Annotated in this window: 13 protein-coding genes; 8 read left to right on the forward strand and 5 right to left on the reverse strand. The window is 33.2% G+C overall.

Annotation, left to right across the window (positions count from 1 at the left end; all coding sequences use genetic code 11):
* Positions 1-45: 45 nt before the first annotated feature.
* From NU08_RS02585 to NU08_RS02600, 4 genes are all read left to right on the forward strand, one after another.
* Complete coding sequence (locus NU08_RS02585) at positions 46-837, forward strand: (Fe-S)-binding protein (RefSeq protein WP_129745721.1); 792 nt, start codon at positions 46-48, stop codon at positions 835-837.
* Positions 838-923: 86 nt separating this feature from the next.
* The gene (locus NU08_RS02590) at positions 924-1,406 is read left to right on the forward strand and encodes an ABC transporter ATPase (protein WP_111365999.1); all 483 of its coding nucleotides are present in this window, start codon (positions 924-926) and stop codon (positions 1,404-1,406) included.
* A 245-nt stretch (positions 1,407-1,651) separates the two neighbouring features.
* Entirely contained in the window at positions 1,652-2,797 is a 1,146-nt protein-coding gene (gene bshA, locus NU08_RS02595) for an N-acetyl-alpha-D-glucosaminyl L-malate synthase BshA (RefSeq protein WP_129745722.1), read from the forward strand.
* Between the two features lie 15 nt (positions 2,798-2,812).
* Entirely contained in the window at positions 2,813-3,238 is a 426-nt protein-coding gene (locus NU08_RS02600) for a protease complex subunit PrcB family protein (protein ID WP_129745723.1), read from the forward strand.
* A gap of 183 nt (positions 3,239-3,421) precedes the next feature.
* Here the strand turns inward: NU08_RS02600 and NU08_RS02605 are convergent, their stop codons facing one another.
* Positions 3,422-3,919 (reverse strand): hypothetical protein, encoded by a 498-nt coding sequence (locus NU08_RS02605; protein ID WP_129745724.1) that lies wholly within the window; start codon positions 3,917-3,919, stop codon positions 3,422-3,424.
* Between the two features lie 139 nt (positions 3,920-4,058).
* Entirely contained in the window at positions 4,059-4,880 is an 822-nt protein-coding gene (locus NU08_RS02610; protein ID WP_129745725.1) for a UDP-2,3-diacylglucosamine diphosphatase, read from the reverse strand.
* Between the two features lie 189 nt (positions 4,881-5,069).
* On the opposite strand from NU08_RS02610, the gene aroC reads away from it, so the two are divergent.
* From aroC to NU08_RS02625, 3 genes are all read left to right on the forward strand, one after another.
* Entirely contained in the window at positions 5,070-6,128 is a 1,059-nt protein-coding gene (gene aroC / locus NU08_RS02615; protein ID WP_129745726.1) for a chorismate synthase, read from the forward strand.
* Positions 6,129-6,180: 52 nt separating this feature from the next.
* Positions 6,181-7,443: a dicarboxylate/amino acid:cation symporter gene (locus NU08_RS02620; protein WP_129745727.1), complete on the forward strand. Its 1,263-nt coding sequence runs from the start codon at positions 6,181-6,183 to the stop codon at positions 7,441-7,443.
* A 124-nt stretch (positions 7,444-7,567) separates the two neighbouring features.
* On the forward strand, positions 7,568-9,751 hold the full coding sequence (locus NU08_RS02625; protein ID WP_129745728.1) for a response regulator: 2,184 nt from the start codon (positions 7,568-7,570) through the stop codon (positions 9,749-9,751).
* On the opposite strand, the gene NU08_RS02630 is transcribed toward NU08_RS02625, so the two are convergent.
* Positions 9,748-10,995, reverse strand: a complete 1,248-nt coding sequence (locus NU08_RS02630) for a DEAD/DEAH box helicase (protein WP_129745729.1) — start codon at positions 10,993-10,995, stop codon at positions 9,748-9,750. The genes NU08_RS02625 and NU08_RS02630 overlap by 4 nt on opposite strands.
* Positions 10,996-11,129: 134 nt before the next feature.
* Complete coding sequence (locus tag NU08_RS02635; protein WP_129745730.1) at positions 11,130-12,167, reverse strand: formimidoylglutamase; 1,038 nt, start codon at positions 12,165-12,167, stop codon at positions 11,130-11,132.
* A gap of 98 nt (positions 12,168-12,265) precedes the next feature.
* Here NU08_RS02635 and NU08_RS02640 point away from each other — a divergent pair, with 98 nt between their 5' ends.
* Complete coding sequence (locus tag NU08_RS02640; RefSeq protein ID WP_111365982.1) at positions 12,266-13,144, forward strand: hypothetical protein; 879 nt, start codon at positions 12,266-12,268, stop codon at positions 13,142-13,144.
* Positions 13,145-13,300: 156 nt separating this feature from the next.
* Here NU08_RS02640 and hutI read toward each other — a convergent pair whose 3' ends face one another.
* Positions 13,301-14,539 (reverse strand): imidazolonepropionase, encoded by a 1,239-nt coding sequence (gene hutI / locus NU08_RS02645; RefSeq protein WP_129745731.1) that lies wholly within the window; start codon positions 14,537-14,539, stop codon positions 13,301-13,303.
* Positions 14,540-14,601 lie beyond the last annotated feature (62 nt).

The raw sequence follows: 14,601 nt of genomic DNA on the forward strand, positions 1-14,601 counted from the left end.
GATTAAACAATTTTACGATTAACCGATTAAACAAAAGTGAGAGAAATGTCAGAAAATTTAGTAGTACCAACAATGGCAGAAATGCTTGCCGAAGGAAAACAGCCAGAAGTTTTGTTTTGGGTAGGTTGCGCAGGAAGTTTTGATGATAGAGCAAAAAAAATTACCAAAGCGTTTGTGCGAATTTTAAATCGTACCAATGTTTCTTTTGCAGTTTTAGGTACAGAAGAGAGTTGTACTGGTGATCCTGCAAAGAGAGCTGGAAATGAATTTTTGTTTCAAATGCAAGCCATGATGAATATCGAGGTTCTGAATGCTTATGAAGCAAAAAAAATTGTTACAGCTTGTCCGCATTGTTTTAATACTTTAAAAAATGAATATCCAGAATTAGGTGGAAACTATGAAGTTATTCATCATACTGAATTTTTGAAGTCATTAATTGATGATGGAAGATTAACTGTAGAAGGCGGACAGTTTAAAGGGAAAAAAATTACTTTCCATGATCCTTGTTATTTAGGAAGAGCAAATAAAGTTTACGAAGCGCCAAGAGATTTAATTCAGAAATTAGACGTTGAATTAGTCGAAATGAAGCGTTCTAAAGCAAACGGATTATGCTGTGGAGCTGGAGGAGCACAAATGTTTAAAGATGCTGAACCTGGAAACAAAGAAGTGAATGTTCTTCGTACAGAAGATGCTTTAGAAACTCAGCCAGATATTATTGCGGCTGGTTGCCCATTCTGTAACACGATGTTGACAGACGGAATTAAAAATAAAGAAAAAGAAGGTCAAGTTAAAGTTCTTGATGTTGCAGAATTAATTGCGAATGCGCAGGATTTGTAATCTGAGGTTCTAAGTTACTAAGATGCTAAGGTTCTAAGATTGAATCTTAAAAATCTAAAATCGACAATCTAAAATTTAAAATTAAAATGTATATACCTTTTGAAAATTTACCAGGTGAATCTAGAGTTTGGATTTACCAGTCTAACAGAAAATTTTCTGAGGAAGAGTTTTCTGAAATAGAAACTGATTTAAAAGCTTTTGTAGAACAATGGGCTGCGCATGGCACAAGTCTTGAGGCTTCTTATTTGTTGAAGTATAACAGATTTATAATATTAGCTGTGAATCAAGATGTTCAAGCTGCAACAGGATGTTCTATAGATAGTTCAGTTGAGTTTATCCAAAGTTTAGAAAAGAAATATGACGTTGATTTATTAGATAAAATGAATGTCACTTTTAAACTTGGAGAGCATATTGCACACAAACCATTAATTGATTTCAAGAAAATGGTTAAAGATAAAGCGGTAACGGCAAATACAATTGTATTTAATAATTTGGTTACCAATATCGAAGAATTTAACGAAGCTTGGGAAGTTCCTGCTGCTGACAGCTGGCACAGTAGATTTTTCTAAGAGTGTTTAAAGTATATTTAAAAGGCATGAAATTATAGATTTTGTGCCTTTTTTTATGGTTTCAGGTTTCAAGTTTCAAGTTTGAAACCTAACAGGTTTTTAAAACCTGTTAGGTTTGGTTCAAATATTGTGATTTTTAAAAATATTTATCAACCAGAGTTAATCTAATTTTGTCAAAAATCTAACAATTTAAACGGTTAATTAAACGCTATTTTTGAGTATTTTCGTAGAATTAAATTTAATCCATGAAAATAGCAATCGTCTGTTATCCTACTTTTGGAGGTAGTGGTGTAGTAGCCACCGAGTTAGGTCTCGAATTAGCCAGAAGAGGACACGAAATACATTTTATTACATATAGTCAGCCAGTTAGATTGGCACTTTTGAATCCGAATGTTCATTACCACGAAGTAAATGTTCCGGAATATCCTTTATTTCATTATCAGCCTTACGAATTGGCTTTATCGAGCAAGTTGGTCGATATGGTGAAATTGTACAAAATAGAGCTTCTGCATGTGCATTATGCGATTCCGCACGCCTATGCAGGCTACATGGCAAAACAGATGCTGAAAAATGAAGGTATAAATCTTCCGATGATTACAACACTTCACGGAACTGATATTACGCTGGTTGGAAATCATCCGTTTTACAAACCAGCGGTGACTTTTAGTATCAATAAATCCGATTATGTGACTTCGGTTTCTCAGAGTTTGAAAGATGATACTTTGAAATTATTCAAAATCAAGAATAAGATTAAAGTAATTCCGAACTTCATTGAGTTGGATAAAGTGAAGAAAGACCCAAATGCCCCTTGCCATCGTTATGTAATGGCCAATGAAAATGAGCGTATTATTACCCATATCAGTAATTTTAGAAAAGTAAAACGTATTCCAGACATCATTAAGATTTTCTACAATGTTCAGAAAGAAATTCCAGCTAAACTAATGATGGTTGGTGATGGACCTGAAAAAGAAAAAGCAGAAATGTTATGTCAGGAATTAGGGATTTTAGACAAAGTGATTTTCTTTGGGAATAGCCACGAGATTGATAAAATCTTATGCATGACCGACTTATTCTTGCTTCCTTCAGAAACTGAAAGTTTTGGTTTGGCAGCTTTAGAAGCAATGGCTTGTGGCGTTCCAGTAATTTCAAGTAACTCTGGAGGTTTGCCTGAAGTTAATTTTGATGGTTTTTCTGGATATTTAAGTAATGTAGGAAATGTTGAGGAAATGGCGCAAAATGCTTTGAAAATACTGAAAGATGATGCTGTTTTAAATCAGTTTAAGGCTAATGCATTAGAAGTGGCAAGAAAATTTGATATTAAAAACATATTGCCTAAATATGAGGCTCTATACCAAAAAGCCGTTGATGATTACAAATTGGAAAAACACTAATTTAAAAGGATAAAAATGAAAAAAGTAATTTCTGTTTTAGCGGTTTTTGTTTTGGTTTCATGCGGAGTGAAGAAGGTTGAAAATTCAAACGCATCGCTGTATGAGGTTTTGACAACGCAGTCTGACGGTGGTGGGAATATTAAATTTTTCGAAATTTTGACGGAACCAAATGAAATCAAAATGCTTGAAAATGATCCGAATTTGGCTCATAAAATGAAAGATCCGGATGTTCAAGATTATAATTATGTAATTCTGAATATGGGTGAAAAAAATACAAGCGGTTATACCATCGATGTTGAAAAGGTGGAAGAAACAGATAAAAATATCATCATAACTGTAAAAGAAAACAATCCTCCAAAAGATGCAATGACCCTGCAGGTGATTTCATATCCTTATACGGTTGTAAAAATCCATTCTAAGAAAGAAATTATTATTAAATAAAATTTATAAAGGGAAGGCTTTAACTCCGCTCAGTCTGATATTGATTGTTTTTTGGAAGCGATTCCAAAGTTTGTCAGACTGAGTGGAGTCGAAACCCTTTTTTAATTTTTTTTTGAAAGCCATAAAAAAAGCCTGTCGCTTTAAACGACAGGCTTCTTCTTACAATTATTTTTTAATTTTATTTTAGAATCTAAATTTGACACCTAAACCAACGTCAAATCCGAAATTGTCATCATCATAATAACCTGAACCAATTTCTGGTCTTGCGTCTAATGATAAAGTAAGCGGCACTTCTTTAAATCTATATTCAATACCGATATCACCAGCAGCAAAAACATAAGTTCCACTATCATTATATCTGTAATTATTGTTGTAGTAATCGTGATCCCAAGCAGCTAGTCCTCCTCCGACACCAGCATACCAGTTAAATCCTCCTTCAATGTTCCAAACCCATTGATAAAGAGCAACTCCTTTAATTGCATCTACATCTCTGCTGTTTCTCCATCCCAAATCGAATTCAAGTCTGTTTTTTTGACTTAATCCTAATTGATATGATATTTCTCCCCCAAATCCGTTATTGTCTCCCAGACGTAATCCTAAAGCGTGTTTCGAAATTTCTTGTGATTGAGCCGTAAATGCTAAACCAAGAAGCATAATGGCAGATAATAGTATCTTTTTCATAAAAATGGTAAATTAAATTTTTTCAAATGTATTATTACAGTCAAATACAAAACGTATAATATTTTTGAAAATTGTTACATAATTTACATTTTTCTAAATTTTGACAGTTAAAATTCTTAAAAAGCTCTTTGTAAGGCTTTTATTTTAGTATTATTGATGAAATTAGCTGGGAAGTAAGAATGTCTTCCATTTCTAGGAGATTTTCTTCTTCTGCAAAATTGCTGGCCTTGTAAGAAAACAGTTTCCATCGCTTTTTATGATATTCTAAAGCAGTTAAATTTTCTACCCAGTCTCCAGAATTAAGATATAAAGTAGAACCGTGTTTGTTTTCTTTAGTCATGATTTTTGGTTCATGAATGTGACCGCAGATCACATAATCGTAATTTTTTTCGATAGCAAGATCAGTTGCAGTAGTTTCAAAATCTGAAATGAATTTTACTGCTTTTTTAACGCTTGCCTTTATTTTTTTGGAAAAAGAATAAGGTTCGCGGCCTAACTTTGATAAACACCAATTTACAAATCGGTTCATTAAGATTAAATAATCATAACCCAATCCGCCCAGTTTTGCAATCCATTTTGAATGCTGAACTGAGGCATCGAACACATCTCCGTGAAAAATCCAGGCTTTTTTATCATCTAATTCTAAAACCAATTTATCAACCAGAGCAAAATTTCCCATATTCATATCGCTGAATTTCCTAAGAATCTCATCGTGATTTCCAGTAATATAATACACTTTTGTTCCTTTAGAAGCCATCCCGATAATACGCTGAATAACGCGTAAGTGTGCTTTTGGAAAATAAGACTTACGAAACTGCCAAGCATCAATTATATCGCCGTTTAAAACTAAAGTTTTTGGTTTAATGCTTGAAAGATAGTTGTTTAGTTCTTTAGCGTGACTTCCGTAAGTTCCTAAATGGACATCAGAAAGAATGACCAATTCGACATTTCTTTTTTTCAATTTTTTCTTGATTTGAAGTTTTACAAATGAAAGAAAGTCTGTGAAATCTGACTTTATTAAAAGGTTATTAAAAAGAGGATAATTTTACCAAATTGTGATTTTTATCCCATTTAATGTTTCGTTAATAATACCAGTTTTAAATTTTTTAATTTAATTCATAAAACTTACATTTGCTCAAAACAAAACACAATGGCAGGAAACAGCTTCGGCACACTATATAAAGTAACTACATTTGGAGAATCTCACGGTGAAGCTTTAGGCGGAATTATCGACGGATGCCCTCCAGGAATACAATTAGATTTTGAAGCAATTGAAGTAGATATGGCTCGCAGAAAGCCTGGACAATCAGCAATTGTAACACAGAGAAAAGAGCCAGACGCGGTTCAGTTTCTATCAGGAATATTTGAAGGAAAAACAACTGGAACTCCAATTGGTTTCATTATTCCAAATACCAATCAAAAATCAGACGATTACTCTCATATAAAAGATAATTACAGACCAAGCCACGCTGATTATGTTTATGATAAGAAATATGGTTTTCGCGATTATCGCGGTGGCGGAAGAAGTTCTGCAAGAGAAACAGCAAGTAGAGTAGTAGCAGGTGCAATTGCAAAACAAATGTTGCCTGAAATCAAAATCAATGCTTATGTTTCTTCTGTTGGTCCAATTCATTTAGATACACCTTATCAGGAATTGGATTTTTCTAAAATTGAAAGCAATCCAGTGCGTTGTCCAGATGAAAAATCTGCAGCGATTATGGAAGAATATATTCGTGATATTCGTAAGCAGGGAGATACTGTTGGCGGTGTTGTAACTTGTGTAATTCAGAATGTTCCAGTTGGCTTGGGAGAACCAGTATTTGATAAGCTTCATGCAGAGTTAGGAAAAGCAATGCTTTCTATTAATGCAGTAAAGGGTTTTGAATACGGAAGCGGTTTTTCAGGTTCTGAAATGAAAGGAAGCGAACATAACGATTTATATAACGCAGACGGAACAACAAAAACAAATCTTTCTGGTGGAATCCAAGGAGGTATCAGCAACGGAATGGATATTTATTTCAGAGTTGCTTTTAAACCTGTTGCAACTATCATGCAGACTCAGGATTCTTTAGATAATAAAGGTAACATTACACCAATGACAGGAAAAGGACGTCATGATCCGTGTGTAGTGCCTCGCGCAGTGCCAATCGTAGAAGCGATGGCAGCAATTGTTTTGGCAGATTTTTATTTAATCAACAAAACATATTAATAAAAGGTAAGACAGTGAGGGTCTTATATTTTAATAATCAAAAAATAATTTAATGCAAGAAGTTACAGAAACTAAAAAAACATCATTTCTTTCGGGATTAACAGGGCAGATTATAATTGCAATGGTTCTAGGAGCCATTTTAGGAATTATATTGCACAATACCATTTCGCCAGAAGCAGCACAGGCGTTTAGCGGGAAAATAAAAATGTTAGCCACTATCTTTATTCGTTTGGTGCAAATGATTATTTCTCCATTAGTTTTTTCTACTCTAGTAGTTGGGATTGCAAAATTGGGAGATATTAAAACTGTGGGAAGAATTGGAGGAAAAGCTATTGGATGGTTTTTTACAGCTTCGTTTATTTCTCTTTTAATTGGATTGTTTTATGTAAATATTCTACAGCCAGGAGTTGGTTTAAAACTCGAACATGTTGATATGGCAGCGGCTTCTGAAGTTACAGGAAAAACACAAAACCTGTCTTTTGATAATTTTGTTGAGCATATCGTGCCAAAAAGTATTATCGAAGCAATGGCGACTAATGAGATTTTGCAGATTGTAGTTTTCTCTATTTTCTTCGGACTGGCAGCAGCTTCTCTAGGAGATACAGTAAAGCCAATTATTGGTGCTTTCGATAAACTTTCTCATATTGTTCTGAAAATGGTAAACTACGTAATGAAATTTGCGCCAATTGGAGTTTTTGGTGCTATTGCAGGTGTGTTTGCTATACGTGATGCAGAAGAGTTGGTAATTACTTACTTTAAATTTTTCGGATCGTTTTTAATTGGTATCAGTACTTTGTGGGTTATTTTGATTGCCATAGGATATATTTTCCTTAAAGGAAGAATGACCGAACTGTTAAGACGTATTACAGGACCTTTGGCAATTGCTTTTGGAACAACAAGTAGTGAAGCTGTATTTCCAAAATTGACTGAAGAATTAGAAGGTTTTGGTGTAAAAGATAAAATTGTTTCTTTTATGCTTCCTCTTGGATATTCGTTTAACCTTGACGGAAGTATGATGTACATGACATTTGCGAGTATTTTTATTGCTCAATTCTACAATGTGCATTTAGATTTAGGAACACAAATGGCAATGCTTTTAGTTTTAATGCTTACGAGCAAAGGTATTGCTGGAGTACCAAGAGCAAGTTTGGTTGTAGTTGCTGCAACGTGCGGTATGTTTGATATTCCAATTGAAGGAATTGCATTAATTCTTCCTATTGATCATTTCTGCGATATGTTTAGAAGTGCAACTAATGTATTAGGAAATGCGTTAGCAACTTCTGTTGTTGGACAATGGGAGAGTGATAAAGAATAAATAGAAAAACTGAGAATTTAATTTTTTTCTTAGTTATTGAAATAGTATTTGACAAGCTGTATTTTTTTATGAAATACAGCTTTTTTTTATTTTAAAGTGTATATTTGATCAAACTAGCCGATTAATGCCCCACAGACGGATTTTTTTACTACTATTTTTGATTCTGAATTGCTTTGCCATTTCAGCAATTGCGCAATCTAATTGTAATCTCGATCCTAAAATTGAAAAGAATGTGAAGAAAGCGCTTTTAAATTTTAGAGAATCCAACTTCGAAAAATCACTCATCTATTCCAGAGTCGCTCTAAATGCTGCAACGGCAATAAAAGATTATTGCCTTACTGCTCGTTCTTATAATATTATAGCTGCCAATTATAACGAATTGGAAGAGTATGATAAAGCCATTTTTTTCTATAAAAAAGGTTTGTATTATGCTAATAAAACTACTAACGATTCCTTAAAATGTAACCTTTATAATAATTTGGGAAACATGTATTGTTTTGGAAAAGAACAATTTGATGAAGGAATTCGTAGTTATAAAAAGGCAGTAGCTTATGCTTTGAAAATAAATGATTTAAAAGAGGTTTATTTTACAAACGTAAATATTGCATGGGCTTATTTTGATATTGGAAATTACAATCAGGGATATCTCTTTTTGAAGTATGTAAACAGTACTAAAGTAAAGTATAATGACCAATCAACAGAGGTTATTGTGGCCATGTTAAATGGTATTTACTCTAGCTATAAAAATGATAATAAAGCAGCCAATGCTTATTTTTTGAGTGCTATTGAATCAGGCAAAAAATGTCAGGAGAAAATAGATTTGTCACGTGCTTATTTAGAATATTCACATTTTTTAAATAAAACCAACAGGCATAAAGAAGCGTACGATGCACTTGTTAAACATTATGATATTTCAGATAATTTATATGATGTTAAGAAAATTAAAAAGGCCTCTCAAGCTGGTTTAAGTCTAGAATTGGACGAATATAAGAGACAGATTGATAAAGTTGAGGGAGAAAAAGTAGAGCAATCTCAAAGTTTAAGGAAATCAAAAATCATTGTAATTCTTTTTATTTTGATTTCTCTTATCCTTTTAATTTTGATTATTACGTTAATAAAGAATATTAGATACAAGAAAAAACATAATTTAGAGCTTCTTAAAGCAAAAGAAATTGCAGAGGAAGCCTCTTTGCTCAAAACTCAGTTTATATCAACTATAAGCCACGAATTACGTACGCCACTTTATGGAGTTGTTGGAATTACCAATATGCTGCTCGAAGAGCATAAAGAAATCTCAAGAAGTCAGCATTTAAGTTCGCTTAAATTTTCTGCCAGATATTTACTGTCTCTTGTAAATGATATTCTGCAGATTAATAAAATTGAAGAGAATAAAATTGTACTTGAAAACCTGACTTTCAATATTTCTGACGAAATTACGGTAATCAAAAATTCGCTTTCTTTTCTTTCGCAGAAGAACAATAATAGAATTTCTACCAATATCGACTCAAATATTCCTGAATATTTAATTGGAGATAAACTGCGTCTAGCTCAGATTTTAATGAATTTGGTAAGTAATGCATTAAAATTTACTAAAGACGGACAAGTTGAAATTAATGTAAAGTTAAATAAAGTAGAAGGAAAACTGTATTATTTAGATTTCTTAATTAAAGATGACGGAATCGGAATTGCAGTTGCAGATCAGAATAAGATTTTTGAAAAATTTGTGCAAGTTGGTAGACGAGATGAGGATTATCAAGGTACTGGTTTAGGGCTTAGCATTGTAAAAAGATTGCTTGGACTTTTTGGAAGCACCATTACTTTGGATAGTGATATTGGAAAAGGAACTGCATTTTCGTTTACAATTGCCTTTGAGCACGATTTAGCAAAAACGAAAAGCATCATCGATGAAATTGAAGTTGACTTGACTTCAAGCGAAGTTTATAAAATTTTAGTTGTTGAAGACAACTTGATTAATCAGCTTGTGACGAAAAAGATTATCGAAAAGAATAATTATTCTTGTAAAGTAGTTGATGATGGTTTTGCAGCGCTTAAAATTTTAGAAGACGAAACGTTTGATTTGATTTTAATGGATATCAATATGCCTTTAATGAATGGATTTGAAACGACGAAAAGAATACGTCTTCAAGGTATTGAAACTCCAATTGTTGCCTTGACTGCTTTTGATAAAGATGAAATTACAGATGAAGCTATTTCTTCTGGAATGAATGATATAATCATTAAACCTTTTGAACCGGTTAAATTATTCAAGATAATCAATTTTCTTATAAACGAAAAAAACGCTGTTTAGTACCAGCGTTTTTTATTTTTCTTAGCGTTTGTTGATTTTCTCGATTTATGAGCGCCACCGCTTCTGTTCGAGTTTTTAGGTTTTTCTCCAGCTTCTGGGCTTCCAGAATGCCATTGATACGGATGATCGGCAACTGTTTTTACGTCAACTTTAATCAGTTTTTGGATGTCTTTCCAATAAGGAAGTTCATCTTTTCCGCAGAAAGAAATTGCTATTCCGCCATTTCCAGCACGACCTGTACGACCAATACGGTGAACATAAGTTTCAGGAATATTCGGTAAATCAAAATTGATTACATATGGCAATTGTTCAATATCAATTCCACGTGCAGCAATATCGGTTGCAACTAGAACACCAACTTCTTTGTTTTTAAAAGCGTCAAGAACTCTTTGCCTTGCATTTTGAGATTTGTCTCCGTGAATGGCTTCAGCAGGAATATCTTTTTTGCGAAGTGCTTTTACAACATTGTCAGCTCCATGTTTTGTTCTAGAAAACACAAGCACGTTTGATAAATTTTCTTCTTTAATTAAAGTGTATAATAAGTTTCTTTTTTCTGTCTTATCAACAAAATAGACGCGTTGCTCAACATTTTCAGCTGTCGATGAGACTGGTGAAACTTCAACTTTTGCGGGATCTTGAAGAAACATTTCTGCAAGCTCGCGAATCGCAATTGGCATTGTCGCAGAGAAAAGTAAGGTTTGTCTGTTTTTTGGAGTTAGTTTAACGATTTTTTTTACATCGTTTATAAAACCCATATCCAGCATTTGATCGGCTTCATCCAGCACTAAAGTGTGCAAGTGATTTAAATCAAGAAAACCTTGCTTATGTAAGTCAAGCAAACGTCCGGGAGTGGCAATTAAAACATCGACTCCGTTTTTTAAAGCATCTACTTGAGGGTTTTGAGAAACTCCTCCAAAAATAGTCAACTGTGTTAAATTGGTATATTTGGCATAAGTGTCAAAACTTTGTCCAATTTGAACAGCAAGTTCTCTTGTAGGCGTTACTACAAGCGCACGAATTTGTTTGGCTTTTTTTGACGAACCTACAATGCGATGCAATTGATGTATGATTGGAATGGCAAATGCTGCGGTTTTTCCTGTGCCTGTTTGAGCACAGCCAATTAAATCGCGACCTTCTAAAACAATAGGGATTGCTTTTTCCTGAATAGGAGTCGGATTTAAATAGCCTTCTTCAAATACGGCTTTTTGTATACTTTTTGAAAGTGATAGATCTTCGAATAACATATCTTGGTGATTAACTATTTTAGTTTTAATTCTAAAATGACGTGCAAAGATAGGTTTATTCAGTCAATCGTTTGTTTGAATTGGCTTTTATTTGGCAAAACCAATTTGTTTTGTATTTAGAATGCGCTTTTAAATCAGTCTTTTTCGATGCTTGCCTTGACGAAATCGGTTACTAAATAGCCAATTAATTTCCCTATTAAATTGTTGTTTGGAGAATTGTCTAAATCTGGTGCGCCTTCGCAAATATGCAAATAAGTGGCGTTTTTATGTTCGCCGAAAAAAGAAACAAATTGTCTCAATTCTTCCACAGAAAAACCGCTTATGGTCATGGCGCTGCTGGCAATGTTTGGAATGGCGTCAAGGTCAACTTCGATTCCGAAAGCATCATTTTTAATAAAATCCAAAGCCGTGATCATCTCACGATTAAAATCTTTTTCTTTTCTAATATTGACACTGTCGTAAGTATTATAGCGAACGCGATCTTCCAGTTTTTTTATAATGTCTAGAACGCTTTTTGAAGTATAATTTTCATGAAGTCCAAAAATGAAATATTTCTTTAAAAAACCTTCTTCATAAGCGTACGAAAATCCATTTCCGCTATGACGGCCTTCTAAAATTCTAAAATCAGAGTGTGCATCAAAATTAATAGCATTTACAGGCTTTCCTTTTGCAAGAGCTGCGCCTTTAATATTTCCGTAGGCATTATTGTGCCCACCACCAATAATAATTGGTGTCTTTCCAGCTTTAATGATAGTGAAAATGATATGTGATACTTCTTTGTCTATTTTTTCAACCAGCTGACTTAATTTTGAACGATCGTCTATATCATTAAAATCAAGGTTTTCTACTTCGCGCATTTCATTTGCAACATTAATTTGTCCTAAAACAATAATATTGCTTCCTTTACAAAAACGATTATGCTGAATGTTTGCAATGCTTTTTATTGCAGATTGCCATGCCGATGCAGCTCCAGGTCTTCCATAATTGGCACGCACACCAATATCTTCAGGAATTCCTAAAAGTACATACTTTGCTTCGCTTTCTTTGAGAAAATTAACTTTGTCAGCTCCTGGCGGAATAACAATCATTTTTTCTCCGAACTTTAATTCACCACTTCTATGATTTGTGACTTTTGCTAAATCATTTATAGTGAAAGGGATTAATTTTTCCATGAAAAAAATTTATTTTCCAAAAATAATATAATTGTAGAAACTTACGTTATTACCTTATATTAATTCTTAAATTTGTTATTAAAGAAAATTATTTAAATATGGAAAACCCAAAGAACAACAATTCAAGTCTAAAGGCGGTAATCGCAGTTTTAGCAGTCCTACTGATCGGTAGTTTAGTGTATATTTTTAAATTATCTTCTGATACAGAAGTAGTTAAAACTGAGCTTACAACAACTTTGACAGAGAAAGAGTCTGTAATGAAAGATTTACAGGAGTTAAAAGCAACTTATGACGCTGCAATTGCTGAAAATACTTCAATGTCTGATGAATTAATCCAAGAAAGAGATAAAGTAGTAGCTTTAATGGATGATTTGAACAAGTCTAAAGGAGATGTTTCTAAATACAGATCTCAAGTTCAGGCAATGCAAAGCAAAATGAAAACTTTAGTTGCTGAAAACGATGAGTTGAAAAAACAAAATGGTGTTTTAACTACTCAAAGAGATAGTACTATTGTAGTTTTAGGAGAATCTAAAAAATATAATGAAGTATTAGTTGGTCAAAACGAAGAATTAGCTAAAACTGTAGAAAAAGGTTCTAAATTATCTGTATTAAATACTAAAACATCAGCTTACAAATTGAAAAGCTCGGGTAAGCAAATCGAAACAGATAAAGCTAGCCGTGCAGACATTTTAAAAGTTAGTTTTACAATTGCTGAAAATCAAATCGCTAAATCTGGAGACAAAACGTATTATGTTCAAGTTATTGATTCTAAAAACAATGTTTTAGGAGAAAAGAAAACAGAAAGTTTTGGGGATAATACTTTAACTTATAGTTTTAAAACTACAGTAAAATATGAAAATAAAACTGTACAAGTTAGTGAAGATCTTCCAGGAAAAGATTTTGCAAAAGGAACTTACTTTATCAATGTTTTTGATAATGATGAATTGGTTTCTAAAACTAGTTTCAGCTTAAGATAATTTTGCCGAAGTGATAAAATGCCACTAAGATATTAAAGGTCTGTGATTTTCACAGACCTTTTTTTATTTATGACTTGAATGGTTTTATTTGTTGTTTGAAAAACAATATGTTTCCCGTGGTTGAAACCACGGGCTATATTTAAATCGTTGAAATAATTATTCTAAAATTTTACCTTCAACAAAAACAGATTCAATTAAATTGCTTCCAAAAGCGTATGGAATTTGGTAGTAAGATGAAATAGGTTTTGTTAGGATTAAGTTGGCTTTTTTGCCTTTTGTAATGCTTCCGTGAGTTTCTGAAAGTCCCATTGCGTAGGCTCCGTTTATGGTTGCGGCATTTATAGCTTCTTCTGGTGTCATTTTCATTTTGATGCAAGCTGTTGCCACAACAAAATTCATATTTCCTGATGGAGTAGAACCAGGATTAAAATCTGTTGCCAACGCTAAAGGAAGTCCAGCTTTTATCATTTCGCGTGCTGGAGTATAAGGAATGCTTAAAAAGTAAGAACATGAAGGTAAAGCGACAGGCATTGTTTCTGTTCCTTTTAAAGCTTCAATATCTTCTGGATTCATAATTTCTAAATGATCGACAGAAAGTGCATTAAATTTAACTCCAGCCTGAATGCCGCCAATAGAATTGAATTGGTTTACGTGAATTTTTGGTTTTAAGCCAAATGCTAAACCTGCTTCCATAATTTTTTCAGTTTCTTCTACAGAAAAATAACCGCTCTCGCAGAAAACATCTACATAGTCAGCAAGTTTGTTTTTGGAGATTTCTGGCAGCATTTCGTTAATAATTTCATCCAGATATCCCGCTTTATCTTCTTTGTAATGTAGAGGGAACGCATGTGCGCCTAGAAATGTAGCTTTAATTGCGATTGGATAGTTTTCTGCTAGTTTTTTAATTACACGAAGCATTTTTAATTCGCCATCAACAGTCAATCCATAACCTGATTTTATTTCTACAGCTCCAGTTCCTAAATGCATTACTTCTTCGAGACGAATTTTAGATTGTTCGTAAATTTCTTCTTCAGAAGTTTCGTTTAGTTTTTTAGCCGAATTTAGAATTCCTCCGCCACGATTAGCAATTTCTTCATAAGAAAGTCCATTAATTCGGTCTACAAATTCCTGTTCGCGATTTCCTGCATAAACAATGTGAGTGTGGCTGTCACACCAAGACGGAAGCACAACTTTTCCTGTTGCATCTATTGTTTTGTCGGCATTTATTTTTGGAAGATTATCCATTGAACCGAAATCTTCAATGAGATTGTCTTTTAAAACTAAAAAAGCATTTTTAATTGTTGGAAGATTAGCCATTTCAGAACCTGAAACTTTAGCAATAGAAGTTTCTCGAATCTGTAGTAATTCTTGTATGTTTGTGATTAAAGTGATCATTAATATGAATTGTTATAAAACACAAATTTCACAAATTTCCACGTATAAATGTGTGAAAACTT

Source organism: Flavobacterium anhuiense (assembly GCF_004151235.1).
Taxonomy (GTDB): domain Bacteria; phylum Bacteroidota; class Bacteroidia; order Flavobacteriales; family Flavobacteriaceae; genus Flavobacterium; species Flavobacterium anhuiense_A.

Coding starts and splice junctions, on each gene's coding strand:
- NU08_RS02585 (WP_129745721.1), top strand. CDS start 46: ATGTCAGAAAATTTAGTAGTACCAACAATGGCAGAAATGCTTGCCGAA.
- NU08_RS02590 (WP_111365999.1), top strand. CDS start 924: ATGTATATACCTTTTGAAAATTTACCAGGTGAATCTAGAGTTTGGATT.
- bshA (WP_129745722.1), top strand. CDS start 1,652: ATGAAAATAGCAATCGTCTGTTATCCTACTTTTGGAGGTAGTGGTGTA.
- NU08_RS02600 (WP_129745723.1), top strand. CDS start 2,813: ATGAAAAAAGTAATTTCTGTTTTAGCGGTTTTTGTTTTGGTTTCATGC.
- NU08_RS02605 (WP_129745724.1), bottom strand. CDS start 3,919: ATGAAAAAGATACTATTATCTGCCATTATGCTTCTTGGTTTAGCATTT.
- aroC (WP_129745726.1), top strand. CDS start 5,070: ATGGCAGGAAACAGCTTCGGCACACTATATAAAGTAACTACATTTGGA.
- NU08_RS02620 (WP_129745727.1), top strand. CDS start 6,181: ATGCAAGAAGTTACAGAAACTAAAAAAACATCATTTCTTTCGGGATTA.
- NU08_RS02625 (WP_129745728.1), top strand. CDS start 7,568: ATGCCCCACAGACGGATTTTTTTACTACTATTTTTGATTCTGAATTGC.
- NU08_RS02630 (WP_129745729.1), bottom strand. CDS start 10,995: ATGTTATTCGAAGATCTATCACTTTCAAAAAGTATACAAAAAGCCGTA.
- NU08_RS02635 (WP_129745730.1), bottom strand. CDS start 12,167: ATGGAAAAATTAATCCCTTTCACTATAAATGATTTAGCAAAAGTCACA.
- NU08_RS02640 (WP_111365982.1), top strand. CDS start 12,266: ATGGAAAACCCAAAGAACAACAATTCAAGTCTAAAGGCGGTAATCGCA.
- hutI (WP_129745731.1), bottom strand. CDS start 14,539: ATGATCACTTTAATCACAAACATACAAGAATTACTACAGATTCGAGAA.